Annotated in this window: 13 protein-coding genes and 3 pseudogenes; 11 read left to right on the forward strand and 5 right to left on the reverse strand. The window is 44.1% G+C overall.

Annotated features, from left to right (window positions below):
* Positions 1–73: 73 nt before the first annotated feature.
* Complete coding sequence (locus tag PVOR_RS06720) at positions 74–1,063, forward strand: tRNA dihydrouridine synthase (RefSeq protein WP_006208370.1); 990 nt, start codon at positions 74–76, stop codon at positions 1,061–1,063.
* A gap of 381 nt (positions 1,064–1,444) precedes the next feature.
* A pseudogene (locus PVOR_RS33155) lies at positions 1,445–1,623 on the forward strand (SF0329 family protein); the annotation flags it as partial.
* Positions 1,624–1,914: 291 nt separating this feature from the next.
* Here PVOR_RS33155 and PVOR_RS32975 read toward each other — a convergent pair.
* Both PVOR_RS32975 and PVOR_RS06730 read right to left on the reverse strand, forming a co-directional pair.
* Complete coding sequence (locus PVOR_RS32975; RefSeq protein WP_082834299.1) at positions 1,915–2,238, reverse strand: DNA cytosine methyltransferase; 324 nt, start codon at positions 2,236–2,238, stop codon at positions 1,915–1,917.
* A gap of 230 nt (positions 2,239–2,468) precedes the next feature.
* Positions 2,469–2,675, reverse strand: coding sequence for a hypothetical protein (locus PVOR_RS06730; RefSeq protein ID WP_006208372.1), 207 nt, complete (start codon positions 2,673–2,675; stop codon positions 2,469–2,471).
* A 1,371-nt stretch (positions 2,676–4,046) separates the two neighbouring features.
* Between PVOR_RS06730 and ltrA the strand changes: the two are divergent.
* A pseudogene (ltrA, locus tag PVOR_RS06735) lies at positions 4,047–5,439 on the forward strand (group II intron reverse transcriptase/maturase).
* Between the two features lie 443 nt (positions 5,440–5,882).
* Here the strand turns inward: ltrA and PVOR_RS30325 are convergent.
* A complete protein-coding gene (locus PVOR_RS30325) occupies positions 5,883–6,086 on the reverse strand; it encodes a hypothetical protein (RefSeq protein ID WP_138917772.1) in 204 nt (67 codons plus the stop codon).
* A gap of 16 nt (positions 6,087–6,102) precedes the next feature.
* On the reverse strand, positions 6,103–6,285 hold the full coding sequence (locus tag PVOR_RS06740) for a hypothetical protein (RefSeq protein ID WP_006208376.1): 183 nt from the start codon (positions 6,283–6,285) through the stop codon (positions 6,103–6,105).
* Positions 6,286–6,966: 681 nt separating this feature from the next.
* Between PVOR_RS06740 and PVOR_RS30565 the strand changes: the two genes are divergently transcribed.
* From PVOR_RS30565 to PVOR_RS06750, 3 genes are all read left to right on the forward strand, one after another.
* On the forward strand, positions 6,967–7,107 hold the full coding sequence (locus PVOR_RS30565; RefSeq protein WP_160163978.1) for a hypothetical protein: 141 nt from the start codon (positions 6,967–6,969) through the stop codon (positions 7,105–7,107).
* 28 nt (positions 7,108–7,135) lie between these two features.
* Complete coding sequence (locus PVOR_RS06745) at positions 7,136–7,876, forward strand: hypothetical protein (RefSeq protein WP_138917773.1); 741 nt, start codon at positions 7,136–7,138, stop codon at positions 7,874–7,876.
* Positions 7,877–7,956: 80 nt separating this feature from the next.
* A complete protein-coding gene (locus PVOR_RS06750) occupies positions 7,957–8,454 on the forward strand; it encodes a hypothetical protein (protein ID WP_006208378.1) in 498 nt (165 codons plus the stop codon).
* 326 nt (positions 8,455–8,780) lie between these two features.
* On the opposite strand, the gene PVOR_RS06755 is transcribed toward PVOR_RS06750, so the two are convergent.
* Positions 8,781–9,224, reverse strand: coding sequence for a hypothetical protein (locus PVOR_RS06755; RefSeq protein ID WP_138917774.1), 444 nt, complete (start codon positions 9,222–9,224; stop codon positions 8,781–8,783).
* Positions 9,225–10,296: 1,072 nt separating this feature from the next.
* Between PVOR_RS06755 and PVOR_RS06765 the strand changes: the two are divergent.
* The 5 genes and pseudogenes from PVOR_RS06765 (at position 10,297) to PVOR_RS06790 (ending at position 16,803) form a co-directional block, all read left to right on the forward strand.
* A pseudogene (locus PVOR_RS06765) lies at positions 10,297–11,458 on the forward strand (cobalamin-independent methionine synthase II family protein).
* A gap of 319 nt (positions 11,459–11,777) precedes the next feature.
* Positions 11,778–12,956 carry a DUF4317 domain-containing protein gene (locus PVOR_RS06775; RefSeq protein WP_006208383.1) on the forward strand — a complete coding sequence of 393 codons (1,179 nt, stop codon included), beginning with the start codon at positions 11,778–11,780 and terminating at the stop codon, positions 12,954–12,956.
* Positions 12,957–13,040: 84 nt separating this feature from the next.
* On the forward strand, positions 13,041–13,436 hold the full coding sequence (locus tag PVOR_RS06780; RefSeq protein ID WP_006208384.1) for a hypothetical protein: 396 nt from the start codon (positions 13,041–13,043) through the stop codon (positions 13,434–13,436).
* Between the two features lie 335 nt (positions 13,437–13,771).
* Positions 13,772–14,476: an ABC transporter ATP-binding protein gene (locus PVOR_RS06785; RefSeq protein WP_006208385.1), complete on the forward strand. Its 705-nt coding sequence runs from the start codon at positions 13,772–13,774 to the stop codon at positions 14,474–14,476.
* Positions 14,476–16,803 (forward strand): ABC transporter permease, encoded by a 2,328-nt coding sequence (locus PVOR_RS06790; RefSeq protein ID WP_006208386.1) that lies wholly within the window; start codon positions 14,476–14,478, stop codon positions 16,801–16,803. The genes PVOR_RS06785 and PVOR_RS06790 overlap by 1 nt, the downstream gene beginning before the upstream one ends.
* Positions 16,804–16,821 lie beyond the last annotated feature (18 nt).

Consider the following 16,821-nt stretch of genomic DNA (forward strand, 5'->3'; position numbering starts at 1 on the left):
AGAGTTTGAACAGTTTGTATTTACTATTTCGGGATAAAGATTTTTCCTGGTTATTTAAAGAGGGGTATTGGATATGACGGATAATTTTTGGCGTGATTTGCCACGACCTTTTTTTGTACTGGCGCCCATGGAAGATGTGACGGATGTTGTGTTTCGCCATGTCGTAAGTGAAGCAGCCAGGCCGGACGTGTTTTTTACGGAGTTTGCGAATACCGAGAGCTACTGTCACCCGGAGGGGAACCACAGTGTGCGCGGACGTTTGACTTTTACAGAGGATGAACAGCCCATGGTAGCCCATATCTGGGGAGATAAGCCGGAATATTTTCGTCAGATGAGTATCGGCATGGCGAAGGAAGGCTTTAAAGGCATCGATATTAATATGGGTTGTCCTGTAGCGAATGTAGCTGAGAATGGGAAGGGAAGCGGTCTGATCTGCCGTCCCGACATTGCAGCGGAACTTATCCAGGCCGCCAAAGCCGGGGGACTTCCCGTCAGTGTAAAAACAAGGCTCGGTTTTAGCAGCGTAGACGAATGGCGCGGCTGGTTAACCCATATCTTGAAACAAGACATTGTGAATCTGTCCATTCATCTGCGAACAAGAGAGGAAATGAGCAAGGTAGATGCTCACTGGGAACTGATTCCGGAGATTAAGAAGCTTCGTGATGAGGTGGCACCCGATACACTGCTAACCATTAATGGAGATATTCCGGACCGTCAGACTGGCCTTAAGCTCGCTGAACAATACGGCGTGGATGGCATTATGATTGGCCGCGGCATTTTTCAGAATCCGTTTGCTTTTGAGAAGGAGCCGAAGGAACACAGCAGTGAGGAATTGCTTGATCTGCTGCGGCTGCATCTGGATCTCCATGATCACTATTCTGCACAGCTGCCACGTTCGTTCAGCCCTCTTGCCCGCTTCTTCAAAATCTATGTCCGTGGATTCCGAGGAGCAAGTGAACTCAGAAATAGCTTAATGAACGCTAAGTCCACACGTGAAGTACGTGCGTTGCTCGATGAGTTTGGAAGCAAGGATCATGATGAGGCAGATGAACGCGGAAATTAAATTAATTGGCTGGAGAAACAACAAACGAGTGGCATAGCTTTTTGTTTGTGAATACTCAAGCTTTGGCAAAAAATGGAGCCGCTTTCATCGCATAGCTATGTATTTGTTGAGTGGAACAGGGTGCTTCAAGAGAACAAGTAACATTTTGAAAAACATGGCTGACTTGGCTGTGTTTTTTCTTTTGGAAACAGCAGAGAAGAATGATTAGCAGAAATACTGGTAGAGGAATGACTTATTGAACAGAAACTCCGTCAACAGCATACATTACCTTATTTGTTCTCAAATTTGATCATAGAGGATAAGTGCTGGTTATTGTTGATGGATATAGATAGGCCACCTCAAGGATGGTTATGAATATCAAACAAGGAGGAGCAATTTTACAGTATAGAGGTAAGTCTGGAGAGCCATGTTATCTTGTTGAATAATCTTCCTTTGGAAGACAGACGAGTTGGCAAAAAACGAGTTCTGAACATATCCAAGAAAATAAAGTTAAAGCATCCAGCCTCGTGCAGTATTTTTATGGATTACGGCGTAGTACATTTGTGAAACCGTTAAGATGATATGCGAGATAGTGGATGCCTGCAAAATGCCACGCGTGGCGGGCCGCTATCTTAGCCGGAGATACCTTTGTCTATGGGGGAGGACGTTACTGCGTCCTCCTTTTAATTTGCCTTAAATCATCAAAGGTGAATCTGTTCAGCGATACGTTGCATCATAAACGGCGGAACGCTCATACCGCACACGTAATGTACATCCGAATCAATGAAATTATAGTTGCTCGGAAAGATCTGCATCCAAATGATATCCGTATCAGAGATCTGTTACGGTACGTCATCGCGTAGGATGGTTGGCTAGCGTGTTCGCGATTTTTGATTCTTAACCAGTATAGTGTTGAAGTTGCTAGTTTTTCCCTCTTCGCGTTCAGTCACATCTCCCATGTTTTGGTCAGGAGGACGTTTCTTGTACCAACGCTGGAAAGTCTTACTTTCTGGATTAGTTGGCGGTCCCTGATCGGCCCGAATCTCCCTATACTGTATAGGCGCCTCATTGAATTTCAATTTAAGTTTCGGGAAAGGTGTGTCTTCCGGTGCGGCCACAAAGAAGACTCGCTCACGTTTCTGTGGGACCCCTATCGTTGCTGAATTAAGTAGGAATAACTGCGGCTTGTATCCGATTTGTCTCGTGCCCTATAAGACCAGACTAACGAATCCTTTTGCCTTACCAATAAGCTTACCTTTAACGTTCTCTGCCACGATCACACGGGACTGGAGCTTCTCGGCCAATCGAGAAATCAAAGAATTGATTCATCTAACTGCTGACAGCCGGACACCTTATTAAGTGCGAGATTAAGATGACGTTCCTGTTGATCATCTAGATCGAAGACACTCACGGCCAACTCCATATGTCATTGTTCATGGACCATGATCTTATACCGCTGATGACCGCCGACCATGTTGTCGGTACACTTGTTCCAAACGATCGGCTCTACATAGACGAATTCCTCAATGCTACGCTTCAAATTTCCATATTTTGAATATATCGGTTGTAAATCCACTCTTGGGTTGTAAGCTGCTGCATTGATTTGATTAATCGGCACGATTCGAATGTTCACTTCTATCACCTCGTAAATGTTTTGAGGGCCCCTTAATAAAGTCATGGACATGTCCTTATAAGTAATTGAAGGGGAAATTCCCTCGCATCGTTTCTCCGAGCAAGAACGACTACCTATAGTAGGGATGCCCGCTGATGAAAATCTCTTTTGCATCACTTGAAAAAATCAGTTTTCGGTTGCAACTAAACGCTAGGTCATTCCGATAGTTAGTTCGTCAAGACCAGAAAGGAGTGAGTGCTTTATGACAACGCCATATTTGCTGTTCTTCATAATGTATGTTGTAACAATCCTCATCCTTAAGAAAGTAACGCTATCCATTAAACGAAAAGAGGCCCCTACTAAAAGCACCGAGCCCTTCCTGAAATTAGTTGAGTTGGACCCTAGACGGATGCAAGGCAAATAGGAGCATACGCCAGGCTATGCCCCCTCTCTGAAGTTTTCTGGTCATCTTCTAATCGTCCACAATTGACAATCAGGCTTAAAACAGCTTATATTTCGTCGCATAAGAGCAAAAGAAAAAGCACCCACTGGGGTGCTTTAATCATCACTTACTGATAGAAGTAAACGCAGTATATCGTAAATACAATGCCTGGAATAATGAGCATTAGACAAAGTAAAAAATAAGCGAATTTTTCGTTATCTGTTAATCTTCCAGGTGATTTTTCATTAACGAACTCAAAATCGGCAATATAATCATAGGATTCTTTCAATAAGGATCACCGAATACTGCTTGATGTCTTAAATATTGCATTACACCCCTCCTAAATCTCCGATAACATTTCGACATCAGGAAGGTTTTCTCTTCTTCACCAATCGTCGTCTACTATAGAACCATTTCGTTCCACTTACTCCACACAACTGCAATTATCAGTCTGTTTCGAAATGAGAGAGTGTTGATTTATTACGTCTATAGGCGACATTGACAAAAAAACAGACTGGAAAAATCCAGTCTGTTACTATCAGTACGCCCAGCATGGGCGTCATCTCTAGGGTGAAAGTCCCGAACGGGGGCTGGCGAGCGCCTACCGTTAGCCAAGGGCAAGGGTGTCCACCGCGAGGTGGAATCTGAAGGAAGCCGGAGGCAAAAGCACGGGCCAAGGTACACGAACTGGATTTGAGGCAGAGGTAGCCGGATGAGTTGCCTAAACACAACGAAATCCTAAGCCGCCAAAGGACTATTTCTGTAAACTCCAGTGGTCGCGGGCAGAAAGATGGCGTTCTTATCTGGGGAGGCCTGCGGGAGGAAAAAAAACGCGAAGTTATTTCGTAACCGTAACCGAAAGGTTACGCTGAACCCGCAGGAGTCAGCAGAAGCCATAGTACGGGACGCCGGAAACCGGAAGGGCTGAACCGAAAGGAGAGAGGAAACCGATGCGTTCGCATGAAGAGCAACGACAGCAGAATATCTCGGAAGAGAGCTTACGGCAAAGAGAAGAGGTGAAGCCGTCAGGGTATGCCGGAGTGCCGAGTTTTTCGTCGGCACAAGTCGCCGCTTCCTCTCGCGAAGCACAGAATGACTTGTTGGAGCGAATGCTCGAAGGCGGTAATCTTCGACGTGCCTACAAACGAGTAGTCCAAAACGGAGGAGCCCCCGGTGTGGACGGTGTAACAGTAGCTGAGCTACAAGCTTGCCTGAAAACATACTTGGAGACGGTGGAAACCGAACTTCTGGTGGGAGCTTACAGACCTGCGCCAGTCAAACGGGTGGAAATCCCCAAACCCGGAGGCGGGGTGCGGCTGCTAGGAATCCCGACCGTGATGGACCGTTTTCTCCAACAAGCGCTTCTGCAAGTGATGAATCCGATCTTGGATGCGAGCTTTTCCTGGTACAGTTATGGTTTTAGACCGGGAAAGCGAGCGCACGATGCGGTAAAGCAAGCTCAGCGCTATATCCAAAGCGGCTTGAGATGGGTCGTGGATATGGACCTAGAAAAGTTCTTTGACCGAGTGAACCATGACATCCTCATGGCTAGAGTGGCAAGGAAGGTAACAGATAAGCGCGTCCTGAAACTGATCCGGGCCTATTTGAACGCTGGAGTCATGGAGGGTGGAGTTTGCCAGAAGACGGAGGAAGGAACACCGCAAGGCGGCCCGCTGAGTCCGCTTTTGGCGAACATTCTGCTGGATGATTTGGATAAAGAACTTACCCAGCGTGGATTGCGATTCGTTCGCTATGCGGACGACTGCCATATCTTTGTCGCAAGTAAACGAGCAGGCGAACGTGTACTAAAATCGATAACTCACTTTGTAGAAGGAAAGTTGAAACTGAAAGTAAATCGGGACAAAAGCGTAGTGGACAGGCCGTGGAACCGGAAATTTCTTGGTTTTAGCTTCCTGTCGAACAGACAGGCAACGATTCGCCTGGCCCCAAAGACGATCTCCCGGTTTAAGGAGAAAGTCCGAGAACTAACGAATCGTAGCCGGTCCATATAGATGGAAGAGCGAATCTCCCGATTGAACCGATACCTGATGGGCTGGATGGGCTATTTCCGGATAGCTTCTGCCAAGAAGCACTGCGAGAGATTCGACCAGTGGATTCGGAGAAGACTCCGAATGTGCTTGTGGAAACAATGGAAACGAGTGCGGACGCGTCAGCGCGAATTACGGGCCCTTGGCGTACCAGACTGGGCAGCTTTCAGGATGGCAAATTCCCGCCGAGGTGCCTGGGAAATGTCTCGGAACACAAATAACGCTCTTCCAACTTCGTATTGGGTAGCGAAAGGGCTGAAAAGTTTACTTTTCTCGTTATCTGGAGCTTTGTTAACCTTTTGGAACCGCCGTATGCGGACCCGCATGTACGGTGGTGTGAGAGGACGGGGGTTAGCCGCCCCCTCCTACTCGATTTTCTACGGGTGAGATTTCAAACTATAATTCATTGAATTGAAAAATTAAGGAGCAGGGGGACCTATTTTGAAACTATCTCGCCAGCCCCATTTATCTCCTGGTTGTGAACCAAAAGTTATACCAGCTACACCTAAGGCCATATAAATCAAACTATTAGTTTGTGAATGTGCATAAGCACTTGCAAATGCAGCTGTCTTTCCTTGGTCGGATACTGGAATTCTAACTTCTGTAGTCAGCGTTCCAATATGTTGGCCAGTAAGAGCACGAAGATCAACTTCATCTTTAGTTCCTGTTAAGGAGGACTGATCGATACTTTTGAATCCAAAATCACTTCTTAAGGCTAGCTAAGTTTTGAACATAGTATTAACCAGTTGAATTTTTGGGAGTAGCATTAGTCTGCCAAGAATGCCCAATTGTATCTACATAAGTATAGTTTGGTCTCTCATTAAAATAGAATCTATTATGATAAGTATAGATGTATTGAGCACCAAATGAGGCTTCACGTACTGAGATCAATCCTGCATTTTCAAGAAGCTTAATACGAAAGTTCGATTCATCTTCAGTCATGCTATGCTCCAAATCATCATAGTTGGGATACATCCATCATAGTAACGGTGATCATAGGTACTTCTGCATTATCATTAAGCTGCATAGTGTTCAAGATCGTTTTAAAAGCTTCTCGGTTCCTTGAAGCAAGCTCTTTGTTATCACGGCCGCTATTATAACGCTCACGCTGTGCCTGCAGTTCCTTTGTTTCTGTTGTCATATGTATAACATCCAGTAGCTTGAGAGTAGGACCTCTATAGAGAGAGCCGCAATAATTGAATAAACTGTTCCCAAAACCACCGTGAAAGCAAGCATGATGGTCATTATCTCGGATTGTTTCTTGTATCATTCAATTTTTTCGCCGGTTATCCTGGCTTACCTGGATAACTTGTTTTGATTTTCATCAAAAGAGAGAGAAGGTCACATATAAAAGGAGAGGGAGGTCGAGGGAGGTCGAGGGAGGCAATGTGAAGAATACTGGTTCCAATTTAAATGAAGAGGTACTCTTAAACTCTAAATAGATACAAAGCAGCTTAAATACGTACTGCTTTTTTATTTGGAGATGTCGATTCCTTACATTGTAGGGAGTACACTCTAAATAATTGAGAAAATATATTTTTATACCAACTTTTTCATTTTACTGTGTGTTTATTTATATGAAACACAATTATTGAAAAGAGGCTGGTTATATGATGTAAATCTAAATTCAAATTAGCTCAGTAAATCTTTCAAACCATTTGGTAGTGATTATTATTTCATAAACAGAACTAAATACCTAGTTCTTATTTACAATTTTCGACAATATTTACACATTATATATATTATAATTAAAATTGTAATCACATACAGTTCTAAATAAGGGATAATTAGTAATCAAATCATGCTATTTAGGAGGAAAACAATGAATATTAAATCCAAAATTAAAAAAGCCTTTTTATTAACACCTCTTCTTCTTATATTTTCTGCGCAGTCGGTTATGGGTAGTCCTTTAACAGATTCCCCTAGTTCTGATGCATTGTCAGCAAAACAGGCACTAAGTTAAAAAATACGAAAGTAAATACAACCCCAACTTGACTGAAGAAGAAAAAGATGAGAGAAGTAAAGAAGTAGAACGAAAAATGAATCAAATGGCCGCATCTGATGTGCCTCTATCAGTTATGAAGGCAACTCTTGAACAAGATGATATTTATGTATTAGATACACCTGTTATCGAGTCAGAAGTTTCGCCTTTTTCCCAGGCAGCTGATATTTCGATGTCTAATGTAACTATTAGTTACGACGCGCAAACACAAAGGTGGACAGTAACAGGTGGCGGAAGTTGGAACAATAACAACTGGGTAAATGATCTCCCATCTTTCTTTGGTGAGTGGGTAGGTACTGTTAAAAATGTAGGCTCTTATGACACAGTGGGCTTTACCTTCTATAATACCAGTGGCACTGCTCCTGTTATGCTACGGTCTTCTGCATATATTACTGATCATAGTGGAAGAACACTTGAGTCAACCAGCCCTAGCCACGGGGATGGAAAAAAAGGAGTTGCTTTTGATTATCAAGACAACGCCAAACTTATTGCTGTTAATCCAAGTACCTTTACATATTTAGGTAGAGGGTTCGCAGCCTCAGCCACATATTCAAGCACGTTCACCAATTACCACGGGTATGCACGAAGCTTTTATGGACATACTTGGAATACGACTGGAATCTCAAGTGTATCGTTTGGCGGTACAGGATCTACCTATGGAGTGACAATAAACTTCTCAAGCACATCTAACCGTTTCCCAGCATATAGTAATGCTGATAAAACTTTTTAATAATTTTATTTTAGAGTATTATAGTCAACAGAGCTGCTTTATGCATCTCTGTTGACTTATTTAAATTGCAGGGGGAAGTTATGCGTAAAAAAACACTTCTAGGTTTATCAGTCATGCTTATTCTGATCTTCATAATCATCTTAGTTGTAGTGCAGTTTTCAAAAAAAGACCAAATTAAAGGTTTTGAAAATAGGTTAAAAAATAATGGATATGAAATTCAAGAAATTCAGAAACCAGTCTCAATAAATGTTCATATTAAACCAGAGTGGATCGCAAATAAAACTGAAAACACGAAAAAAGTAGAAGTAACCATTTTAGAAAAAAATAACACGAAAATAATATTGGAGAATGTTCAATATAGAGAAAATGATATATATTTCACTTTTAAAACATCAACTAAGATCAATAAAGACGATAGCGTCTTTCTGTCTAATAATGTATTCAATGCAGATGGAACATCACATGCTTATACTCCAAATAACCTTTTTGAAATTACGACCAGCAAAAAAGAAATCATACCACTGGGGCAGATTGCATTTGAAGAGAATTCAGGATTTTTCATTTGGAGTACCAGTTGAGAACTATCATTCAATAAAAAATGGATTTGATTTAAAGTACTCAGGATTTATTTTGTATAGTTACTTCAAAAATTAAACGATAAACCAAAAAGAGTAGGCCACTTTAGAATAGGAAAACATGAGCTCTCTTTGATTTCTTTTTTCTCAATTCTCATGATGTTGTTCGTAAAACAAAACATTGAAATATGCTCTGATAGAGCTCGTGATCAACTTATTGTCTGAACATAGCAAATGATATCAGAAAAAAAGACGAACCCGTAATTGGGTTCGTCTTTTGGTGATTTTGCAGGTTGAGTCAAGTTTGTGTCCGTTATACCAGCTTCTTCTTAAAGAACTTCATACCCTATATAGTTTTCTCTTCTATAAAAAAGACTATCATAACCGTTTATTGCATCTCCTACCTCTGAAAGCAAATCTCTTTTAGCATGTAATAATAACAATTCGTCGAAAAAACGTTCATTAATAGGACTCAACAAAGATCCTAGATGAGGTTTGAATTTTTTAATAGTCCTTGGTCTCCATCCTCGTGTGAATGAAGAGAGGCTTTCAAGCGCATAAAATATATCCTCAAAATGACTTTTTTCTGGTGAAAAATAATTATCCAATTTCGTGGAAACTTCATTTAAAAATGGCACTCTGTTGATATTTTGAGTCTTAGGATCATATATTTCCTGTACTCTTGCCCTCACCCTATAAGTGAGGTCTACTGATAGTGGTCCACCTATGTCTACACTTGCACCCGCTCCTAGTAATGCTGTAACACGCATCATGTAAACCTCCACTATTAAATTCATATTTCTAAGCTACCATATATTTCAGTCGAAATCATAGATAAGAATTATCGTTAGCTATATCTGCAACAGGGATGGGACTTCTCACTACTTAAAAGCTGCTGCAAGAGTTGTCAAGGCATCACTCCTGACCTGCCTAAAAAAACTATCGCTAATCCCAAACTCCCCACAACTTATATATTCAAACCTACCTTAATTCTGACTGTAATACTGATTTACTAAGTAAAAAAGGCGAAAAGAGGTACTCTTCGGTCATATGCCGCATTCATGCAGCCATGAGTGTCATTCTCGCCTTTTTCTATGGTTACATCCTATCACGGGAAAACTTTCATGTGGTGCTCAACTTAGAGTCACTTTAGAGTCAATTTGTGTTCATATCGTGGTCAATAAATTCCAGAGCATCAGTCTGCCGGTTTGTCAGGTTCTTCTGTCATGCCGCCTCCCTTCCCAATTCCAGAACCCTTACTGCCCTTTCGCAGGAATCGTCTCCGAAATGCGCTGCACATCGGACATTTTCCAAGCATAACGGCCACGGGAGTAATATCTGAACTTATCCTCTTTTAAACTGACACACTTGTCTTGCCTGTCGGCACCGTTGTATAGCAGCGGCATACCACTTTGATAGTCTCTTCCGATTGACCAACACTCAGTCAGGTTTGCAATCGAAACGACTGCTCCAGTTGGCCGGTTATCGGCTGAATACCCGTGCCGCGCTAATCTTCCTTGATTTATGGCACCTTGTAGGCATCCCGGTTGATCTTCTTGTCGGCGTAAATGGCGAAGGACCAACGTACTTTGTTGCTCACCCACGAGTTTCGTTACCTTTTTCCAAGATAGTGATCAGCGTCGCCAAGTATGACAGTGTAGTATCCAGTTCTTTTGCATCATTAACGTCTTCCTGTACGATATCCAGTTGAATTCAGTATCCATAGAAATCTCTGCCATCATTCTCGCTATAGCTTTTAACTATAACTAGTTATGATCATTTGGTATGCCTTCTAACTCTGCTCGTCGTGATATGATATCGCTATACAACGAGGGGGTTATGTACATGACGGATAAGTTCCAGATCGTAGGAAGTTTGTTAGCGGCCCGAAGAGCTGCTGAAATATAAAACGCAAATTGAGCATCGTGATGATATCCAGTATCCGTTCTATGAGAATTTTGAAGGGTATGCCGAGTGCGAGACAGAGGCGATCACACAGGTCGTGAACAAGGAAATCGAGCATAACCTGTCGGTTATTACAGACGGAGAATTCTCCAAATCGATGTGGCATCTGGATTTTGTATGGGGTTTTGGCGGAGTTGAGCGTTATATCGCGGACCATGGCTACTTCTTCCGGGATGTGGACGGAACATCGAAATATGAAACACGCAAAGATATTGGATTGCGCATTACGGGCGCACTGAGCGGAAAGAATCATCACTTCATTAAGCTGTTCAAACAGCTCCAAGATACGGCAGGCGATCAGGAGACGAAGCTTTGCGTCCCATCTCCTTCCCATATTTACGGTGAACTTTCCTGGTCGGATAACATTGGCGGCACGGATGCGGTTTATCAGAACAAACAGGAGCTTAAAGCGGGCCTTGTGAAGGCGTATAAGGAATTCGTGGAGGAATTCGCTGCGGCAGGCGGCAAAATCCTGCAATTCGATGATTGCTTGTGGGAGCTGTTTGCAGACGACAACCCGAACTCTCCGTTCACAGGGGAGCATATTAATCAAGTGGAAGTACAGGGTCTCGCCACCGAATTTATTGATATTAATAATACCGTGATTGATTTCGGTCATAGTCTCGGCTTGAAAATGTGGACACACAACTGCCGCGGTAACTATGATTCCCGCAACATGGGCGGTGGATCTTATGCGAAAATCGCCAACCTGTTCCTGAAGCAGTTGAAATATGATCGCTTCTTCCTGGAGTGGGATGATGATCGTGCGGGTTCGATTGAAGCACTGGAGGTTTTCAAGGACAGACCGGAAACGGAGGTTGTTCTGGGCTTGCTGTCTTCCAAAACAAGTACACTTGATGATGAAGCACGCGTCATCCGTCTGCTTGACGAAGCATCCAAAATCATTGATAAGGATCGTCTGCTGCTCTCGCATCAATGCGGCTTTGCGTCCTGCGATGGCGGTAACGAGCTAAGCGAAGTCGAGCAATGGGCGAAGATCAACCAAGGTCAACAGATTGCCAAGCAATATTGGAACAACTAAATCCGGATATACATCATCTTGATCTAATAGGGATGACTCAAAGGGCCGCTTATGGACCCTAGGAGTCATCTTTTTTTATATGCAGCGTGTTGCAGCATCTGCAGCATCGAACAGGAGAAGCCTTCGTTGTTTTGATATGGATTCCCACAAGGATATGTACTCGACTCAGGGTTTCAAATATGCCACAATAGAAGATCAGGTGCACGGGAGAATTGACCCTAGGCACAGCAATACAATCCGCAAGATCGCTGATAAATCTATGTTCCAATAATCTATACTAATTAAGCCAGAATATATCTAAGGAGCTGCAGAGTCTGCTATGAACAAAAAAGAAGTCGCCAATATACGCAAACAATTCAAGCTGGATCACGATCTACTGAATATCTACGATATTCTCAATGTCTATATTACGAAGGAAACGAATGAAATCTATCACTGGGAGCGTCTGCCGTTCGAGCTGGTGGATCGGGAGAAGCAGGAGTTATATATGGGTAATTTCAAAAAACTGCTGACCGGCGAACTGGATCAAAAATTGTTCGAATTGAGGTTTCAGGAAGCAGCGGAGGAACCGGCGCAGGTACTGCTTCACCAAGCTCTCGTATCGGGTGACCCGGAAGAATGGCAGGACTTGATGCTGATGCTTGTCGAGAGAATGCTGGCGGATGCCAAATATGAGCGGGATATGGTGGTCACGTTCGTTCGGGGACAGTATTATATGCCGACCAAGGCGAGAAACGATGAAGCGGAAGAGAGCGAGAAGAACGAGGTGTTTGCTCATCCGTTCATTTTATGCAGTGTGAATTCTACGGAGAAACAACGGAAGACGCTCCTGTTCGATTATGTGGAGAGGGAGTTCAAGTACAATGTCATTGTAGATCCGATTATCAAGTTAAGTACGCCGGAGCAAGGATTCCTGTACCCTAGCGTGACGGACAATTATTCCGATGTGAATCGTATTTTGTATTGTACGGGAAAATCGAATTTTCCGGATCCGCATTTTGTCGAACAGGTCTTGAACGGGGAAAGATCCGTGACGGCACTAGAAGAGCGAGCGATCTTTGAAGATATCGTCAAGGAAGTAGCCGGCGAACAGCTCGATTCAGCCACCATTGCCCAGGTGTACGAGGAAATCAACCGGGTGATCGAAATTAACGAAGAGACGAAGGAGGAAGAACCTCCGAAGCTGGATTATAAAGATCTGGAACGCGTACTGAACGCAAGCGGCGTAGAGGATGTGACAACCGAGAAGGTGGAGCGGGCATTCGAAACGATCGTGGACAACAAGAACTATGAGATGAAAGCAACCAGCGTCCTGCCGAAGTTTACTTCCAAATCCATTAAGATCGAAACCAAGGTAGCTACAATTTCGATTAGCCCGCAGGATTTAAGATATGTCAAACAGGTTAATTACCAAGGTAAACGCTGCATTATGATTGAAGTGGACGAAGATGTCGCGATTGAAGGGTTTACGCTCGCTTCAGAGACGCTTTTAAGTTAAGCCGCGTTTCATTGCATGGCATAGGTCAGGTGCCGCACCAAATAACCTAATAAAAAGCACTAACGCAACAGGAGATGACTTCGAATGAACAAAATGCTTTTGATTGTGATTACGGCCGCAACGCTGCTGACGGCTTGCCAATCGAACCCAGCGGATAACGACGGGAATGCCACTGGCAATAACGAACAATCCGCGCAGACTGAGACGTCGCAGCAAAACAATGAATCAGCCGAGGAAAGCCTAGACCACGGCGCGTGGTCTGCACTTCCCGAATATGACGTGATTGTTCGGAATATAGATTCGCAAGATTATACCTTTCGAACGGTAACCGATAACGAAAATGAACGCATTCTTCTGCTCACGAACCCAGACGGTGAGGAGAAATACAAGACCATTTTTATCAAGAACACGAGTCGCCTTAAAATCATTGATGTCGATGGTGGCGGACAACTCTTCAATGATATTTTGGAAAACAGTTAGAAGAATGGAACAGACCGCTATCCCTCAGTCGGATGGCGGTCTTTTTTTTCGCCTTTGGAAAATTCAGTTCGGATTCAGCCATTGTAAGCGCAGAAGGAGAAACAATGTGAGATAGGGGCCCTTCCGGATTCTTCGGAAGGGTTCTTTGTTTGCTTGAGGCTCGTGTTTCCTCAGGAATGGAGGGGAAATCCCTTAGCCAGTAGTTGAGCAAAACCCTTCTTGAGGCTGATGATGGAATACATCGCTTGTCGGGTGTCTCTTGTAACGTAGGGTGTAACATAGAGAGTAGACGCATCAAGGCCAACTGAAATTTTTAATACGAGGAGATGTAAGAAGTGGCAACGTTAATCGAATTCAAAAAAGTAACCAAGGCATATCAAATCGGCGAAGTGAAGATTCAAGCCCTTGCGGGCGTTGATTTCTCCATATCAGAGGGGGAATTCGTCGTTATTTTAGGAGCCAGCGGGGCGGGAAAAAGCACGATTTTGAACATTCTCGGCGGGATGGATACCGCCAGCTCAGGACATGTGTTTGTTGGGGATCAAGAGATTACGGGATGGAGCGAGAAGAAATTAACCGAATACCGCGGGGAGCAGGTTGGCTTCGTATTTCAATTCTACAACCTCATCCCGAATTTGAATGCGCTGGAGAACGTTGAATTTGCGACAGAGGTATGTAAGGACCATCTGGACGCCCGTGATATTTTACATAAGGTTGGACTAGCGAATCGCATGAAGAACTTCCCTTCCCAGCTCTCTGGCGGCGAACAGCAACGAGTTGCGATCGCGAGAGCGGTTGCCAAGAATCCCGCACTTCTGCTCTGCGACGAACCCACCGGTGCTTTGGATTACGTGACAGGGAAGTCAGTCTTAAAGCTCCTTCAGGATTTGAACAAGGAAACGAAGACCTGCGTCGTTCTGGTCACCCATAATTCGGCCATAGCGCCGATGGCGGATAAAGTGATCCGCGTCAAGAGCGGAAGGATCGAGAGCATCACGATTAATGATCACAAACAAAGCGTTGAAGGGATCGAGTGGTGATGAAGATTTTATCGTTGAAATTATTAAGGGATATGAAACAATCGATGGGACAATTCATAGCCGTTGTATTGGTTATCGCGGTGGGCGCCTTTTTCTACACGGGGCTGGTCACCTTAAGTGACAATCTTAGCGCCTATACGAAGGGGTATTTTGAAGAGCATAATTTAAGCGATCTGAACGTATTTTACAGTCAAATCTCTGCGGAGGACGCCGCTGGTCTACACAGTATGGAGGGCATTCATCATATCGAAGGGCGTTACACCGTTCATGCCACACAGTCCTTTGAAGATGCTAAAGCTGCACTAACACTGCATTCGATCCCTGCATCTAATGAAATTAACACGCCCAAGATGATTGAGGGCAGGATGCCAACCAAGCCAAATGAGATTCTATTGGACTCCCATTATGCCGAGGCGCATCATTACCGTGTCGGTGATCCCCTCAGCCTCCGTGTGAATGACAAGGATATGACGTTCACGATTAGCGGCCTGAATGAGAATGTGGAGCATGCCAAAAAGAACGAAACCCAGGATCATCAAGCTTATGGAGCAACCTATATCCCCGAGGAGACCATATCTGAAATCGCAGGCAGCTTTTTTTACAATGAGATCCTGATTGATGCCAAGGATGGTTACGACATTGACAAGATAGGGCAGGCCATTGAAGCCAATTCCGATTCACTCCCTTATGTAAGCCAGATGAGCAAAGAACGGACCTTCAATTATTCCCAAATCCATCAAACGATCCATAACAATAAACTGATGAGCCGGGTGATCCCGATCGTTCTCTTCTTGATTGAAGCGGTGATCCTGTTTCTGATCATGTCAAGGATGATCGATTCCCAGCGCAATCAAGTGGGTATTATGAAGGCACTAGGGGTGAAAAATAGAAGCATCCTGCTTCATTACATGGGCTACCCTGTGCTGGCAGGTGTTATCGGCTCCATTCTGGGTTACGCCATCGCCGCCGCCCTGTTCATTCCGCTCATAACAACGTCGATTGGAAGATCCTACTCCCTGCCTGACCTGACGTTCACCCTTTCATTTTTAACACTCCTTCCTCCGATGATATGCTCCAGCGCTTTTGGCATGCTGTCCTGTTATTTAAGCGGCAGAGCGATATTACAAGAACGTGCTGCTCAGGCGATGCGTCCGAAACCGCCCAAGAAGATGAAGAAGCTGCTCATCGAGAAAGTTCCCGGGATGTGGCGCCGGCTGCCATACAGCTACAAGATCATACTAAGAAATATATTCTTAAATAAACAAAAAGCACTCGCAAGCTCGGTTGGTGTTGTGGTCAGTACCGTTTTGTTGATCACGGCTTTTGGCACGCAGACGGCCCTGCTCCAGGTAGCCGGTCAAATTGAGGAGGTAAATACGTATGACTTACGAGTCGATTATTACACGGGATCGTTCCCGGATACGGTAACACTGCCCCCTGGCATTGCAGACAGTTACGAATTGTCCACCTATCCTGTGGAATTCATCCAAGGGGAGAACAAAGAACAGGCTACGCTTGTGGTTACGGAGCAAGAGAATGAGCTGATCCACTTTTATGACGAAAAAGGGAATCGGCTATCGTTGGCAGATCATGGGGTGCTGGTACCTAAATCTTACGCGGATCAGTATCGTATTTCCGAAGGGGATATGATCCGGATTCAATTTACAGCACCGGAGCTTAATCAAACCAGCGTCGATATGAAGGTTCTGGACATATCCACACAGTATTCGAATCCGTCATTCTACAGCACACCGGGCTACATGAAGAGCTTGGGGATCGATTACGCTCCTTCCTCACGGTTAGTGAGCGTCGAGAGCGCTGCAGATCTGGCGAGCATTCGCGGCTTTTTTGAACAAGACCCGAAGGTGGATGCCATTGCAGACAAGGATGATCTCAAGAAATCAGCGCAATATATGCTGAAGCAAAACAGCTTTATCTTCATCATGTTTATCATCTGTGCGGTCATTCTGTCCTTCGGTGCCATCTACACGATCTCTTCCATCAACATATACGAAAGGAATCGCGAGCTTGCCACCCTGAAGGTATTAGGCTATCCCAAACGCAGAATCAACCGGCTGATCTTCTCTGAAAATATGTTATTAACCGCTTTTGCGGTCATTGTTGCCCTGCCGATCAGCGGTTATGTCTATTCCATCATCATCAGGGCGCTTTCGAGTACCCATCAGCAAATCCCGGATCAATTAAACCTTGTTATCATCCTGGCATCTGTTGTATTGGCGTTCATCCTGACCCTTATCTCCAACCTCATGCTTCGGAAAAAAGTAACGCGGATTCATATGATTGAGTCGTTGAAGGGTGTGGAGTGAATGGTAATATCTGAGTGT

The organism is Paenibacillus vortex V453, from assembly GCF_000193415.1.
Lineage (GTDB): Bacteria > Bacillota > Bacilli > Paenibacillales > Paenibacillaceae > Paenibacillus_AQ > Paenibacillus_AQ glucanolyticus.

Excerpts from the sequence above, each read along its gene's own strand:
- PVOR_RS06720 (WP_006208370.1), top strand. The coding sequence starts at position 74 with ATGACGGATAATTTTTGGCGTGATTTGCCACGACCTTTTTTTGTACTG.
- PVOR_RS30325 (WP_138917772.1), bottom strand. The coding sequence starts at position 6,086 with ATGACTGAAGATGAATCGAACTTTCGTATTAAGCTTCTTGAAAATGCA.
- PVOR_RS06740 (WP_006208376.1), bottom strand. The coding sequence starts at position 6,285 with ATGACAACAGAAACAAAGGAACTGCAGGCACAGCGTGAGCGTTATAAT.
- PVOR_RS30565 (WP_160163978.1), top strand. The coding sequence starts at position 6,967 with ATGAATATTAAATCCAAAATTAAAAAAGCCTTTTTATTAACACCTCTT.
- PVOR_RS06750 (WP_006208378.1), top strand. The coding sequence starts at position 7,957 with ATGCGTAAAAAAACACTTCTAGGTTTATCAGTCATGCTTATTCTGATC.
- PVOR_RS06755 (WP_138917774.1), bottom strand. The coding sequence starts at position 9,224 with ATGATGCGTGTTACAGCATTACTAGGAGCGGGTGCAAGTGTAGACATA.
- PVOR_RS06775 (WP_006208383.1), top strand. The coding sequence starts at position 11,778 with ATGAACAAAAAAGAAGTCGCCAATATACGCAAACAATTCAAGCTGGAT.
- PVOR_RS06780 (WP_006208384.1), top strand. The coding sequence starts at position 13,041 with ATGAACAAAATGCTTTTGATTGTGATTACGGCCGCAACGCTGCTGACG.
- PVOR_RS06790 (WP_006208386.1), top strand. The coding sequence starts at position 14,476 with ATGAAGATTTTATCGTTGAAATTATTAAGGGATATGAAACAATCGATG.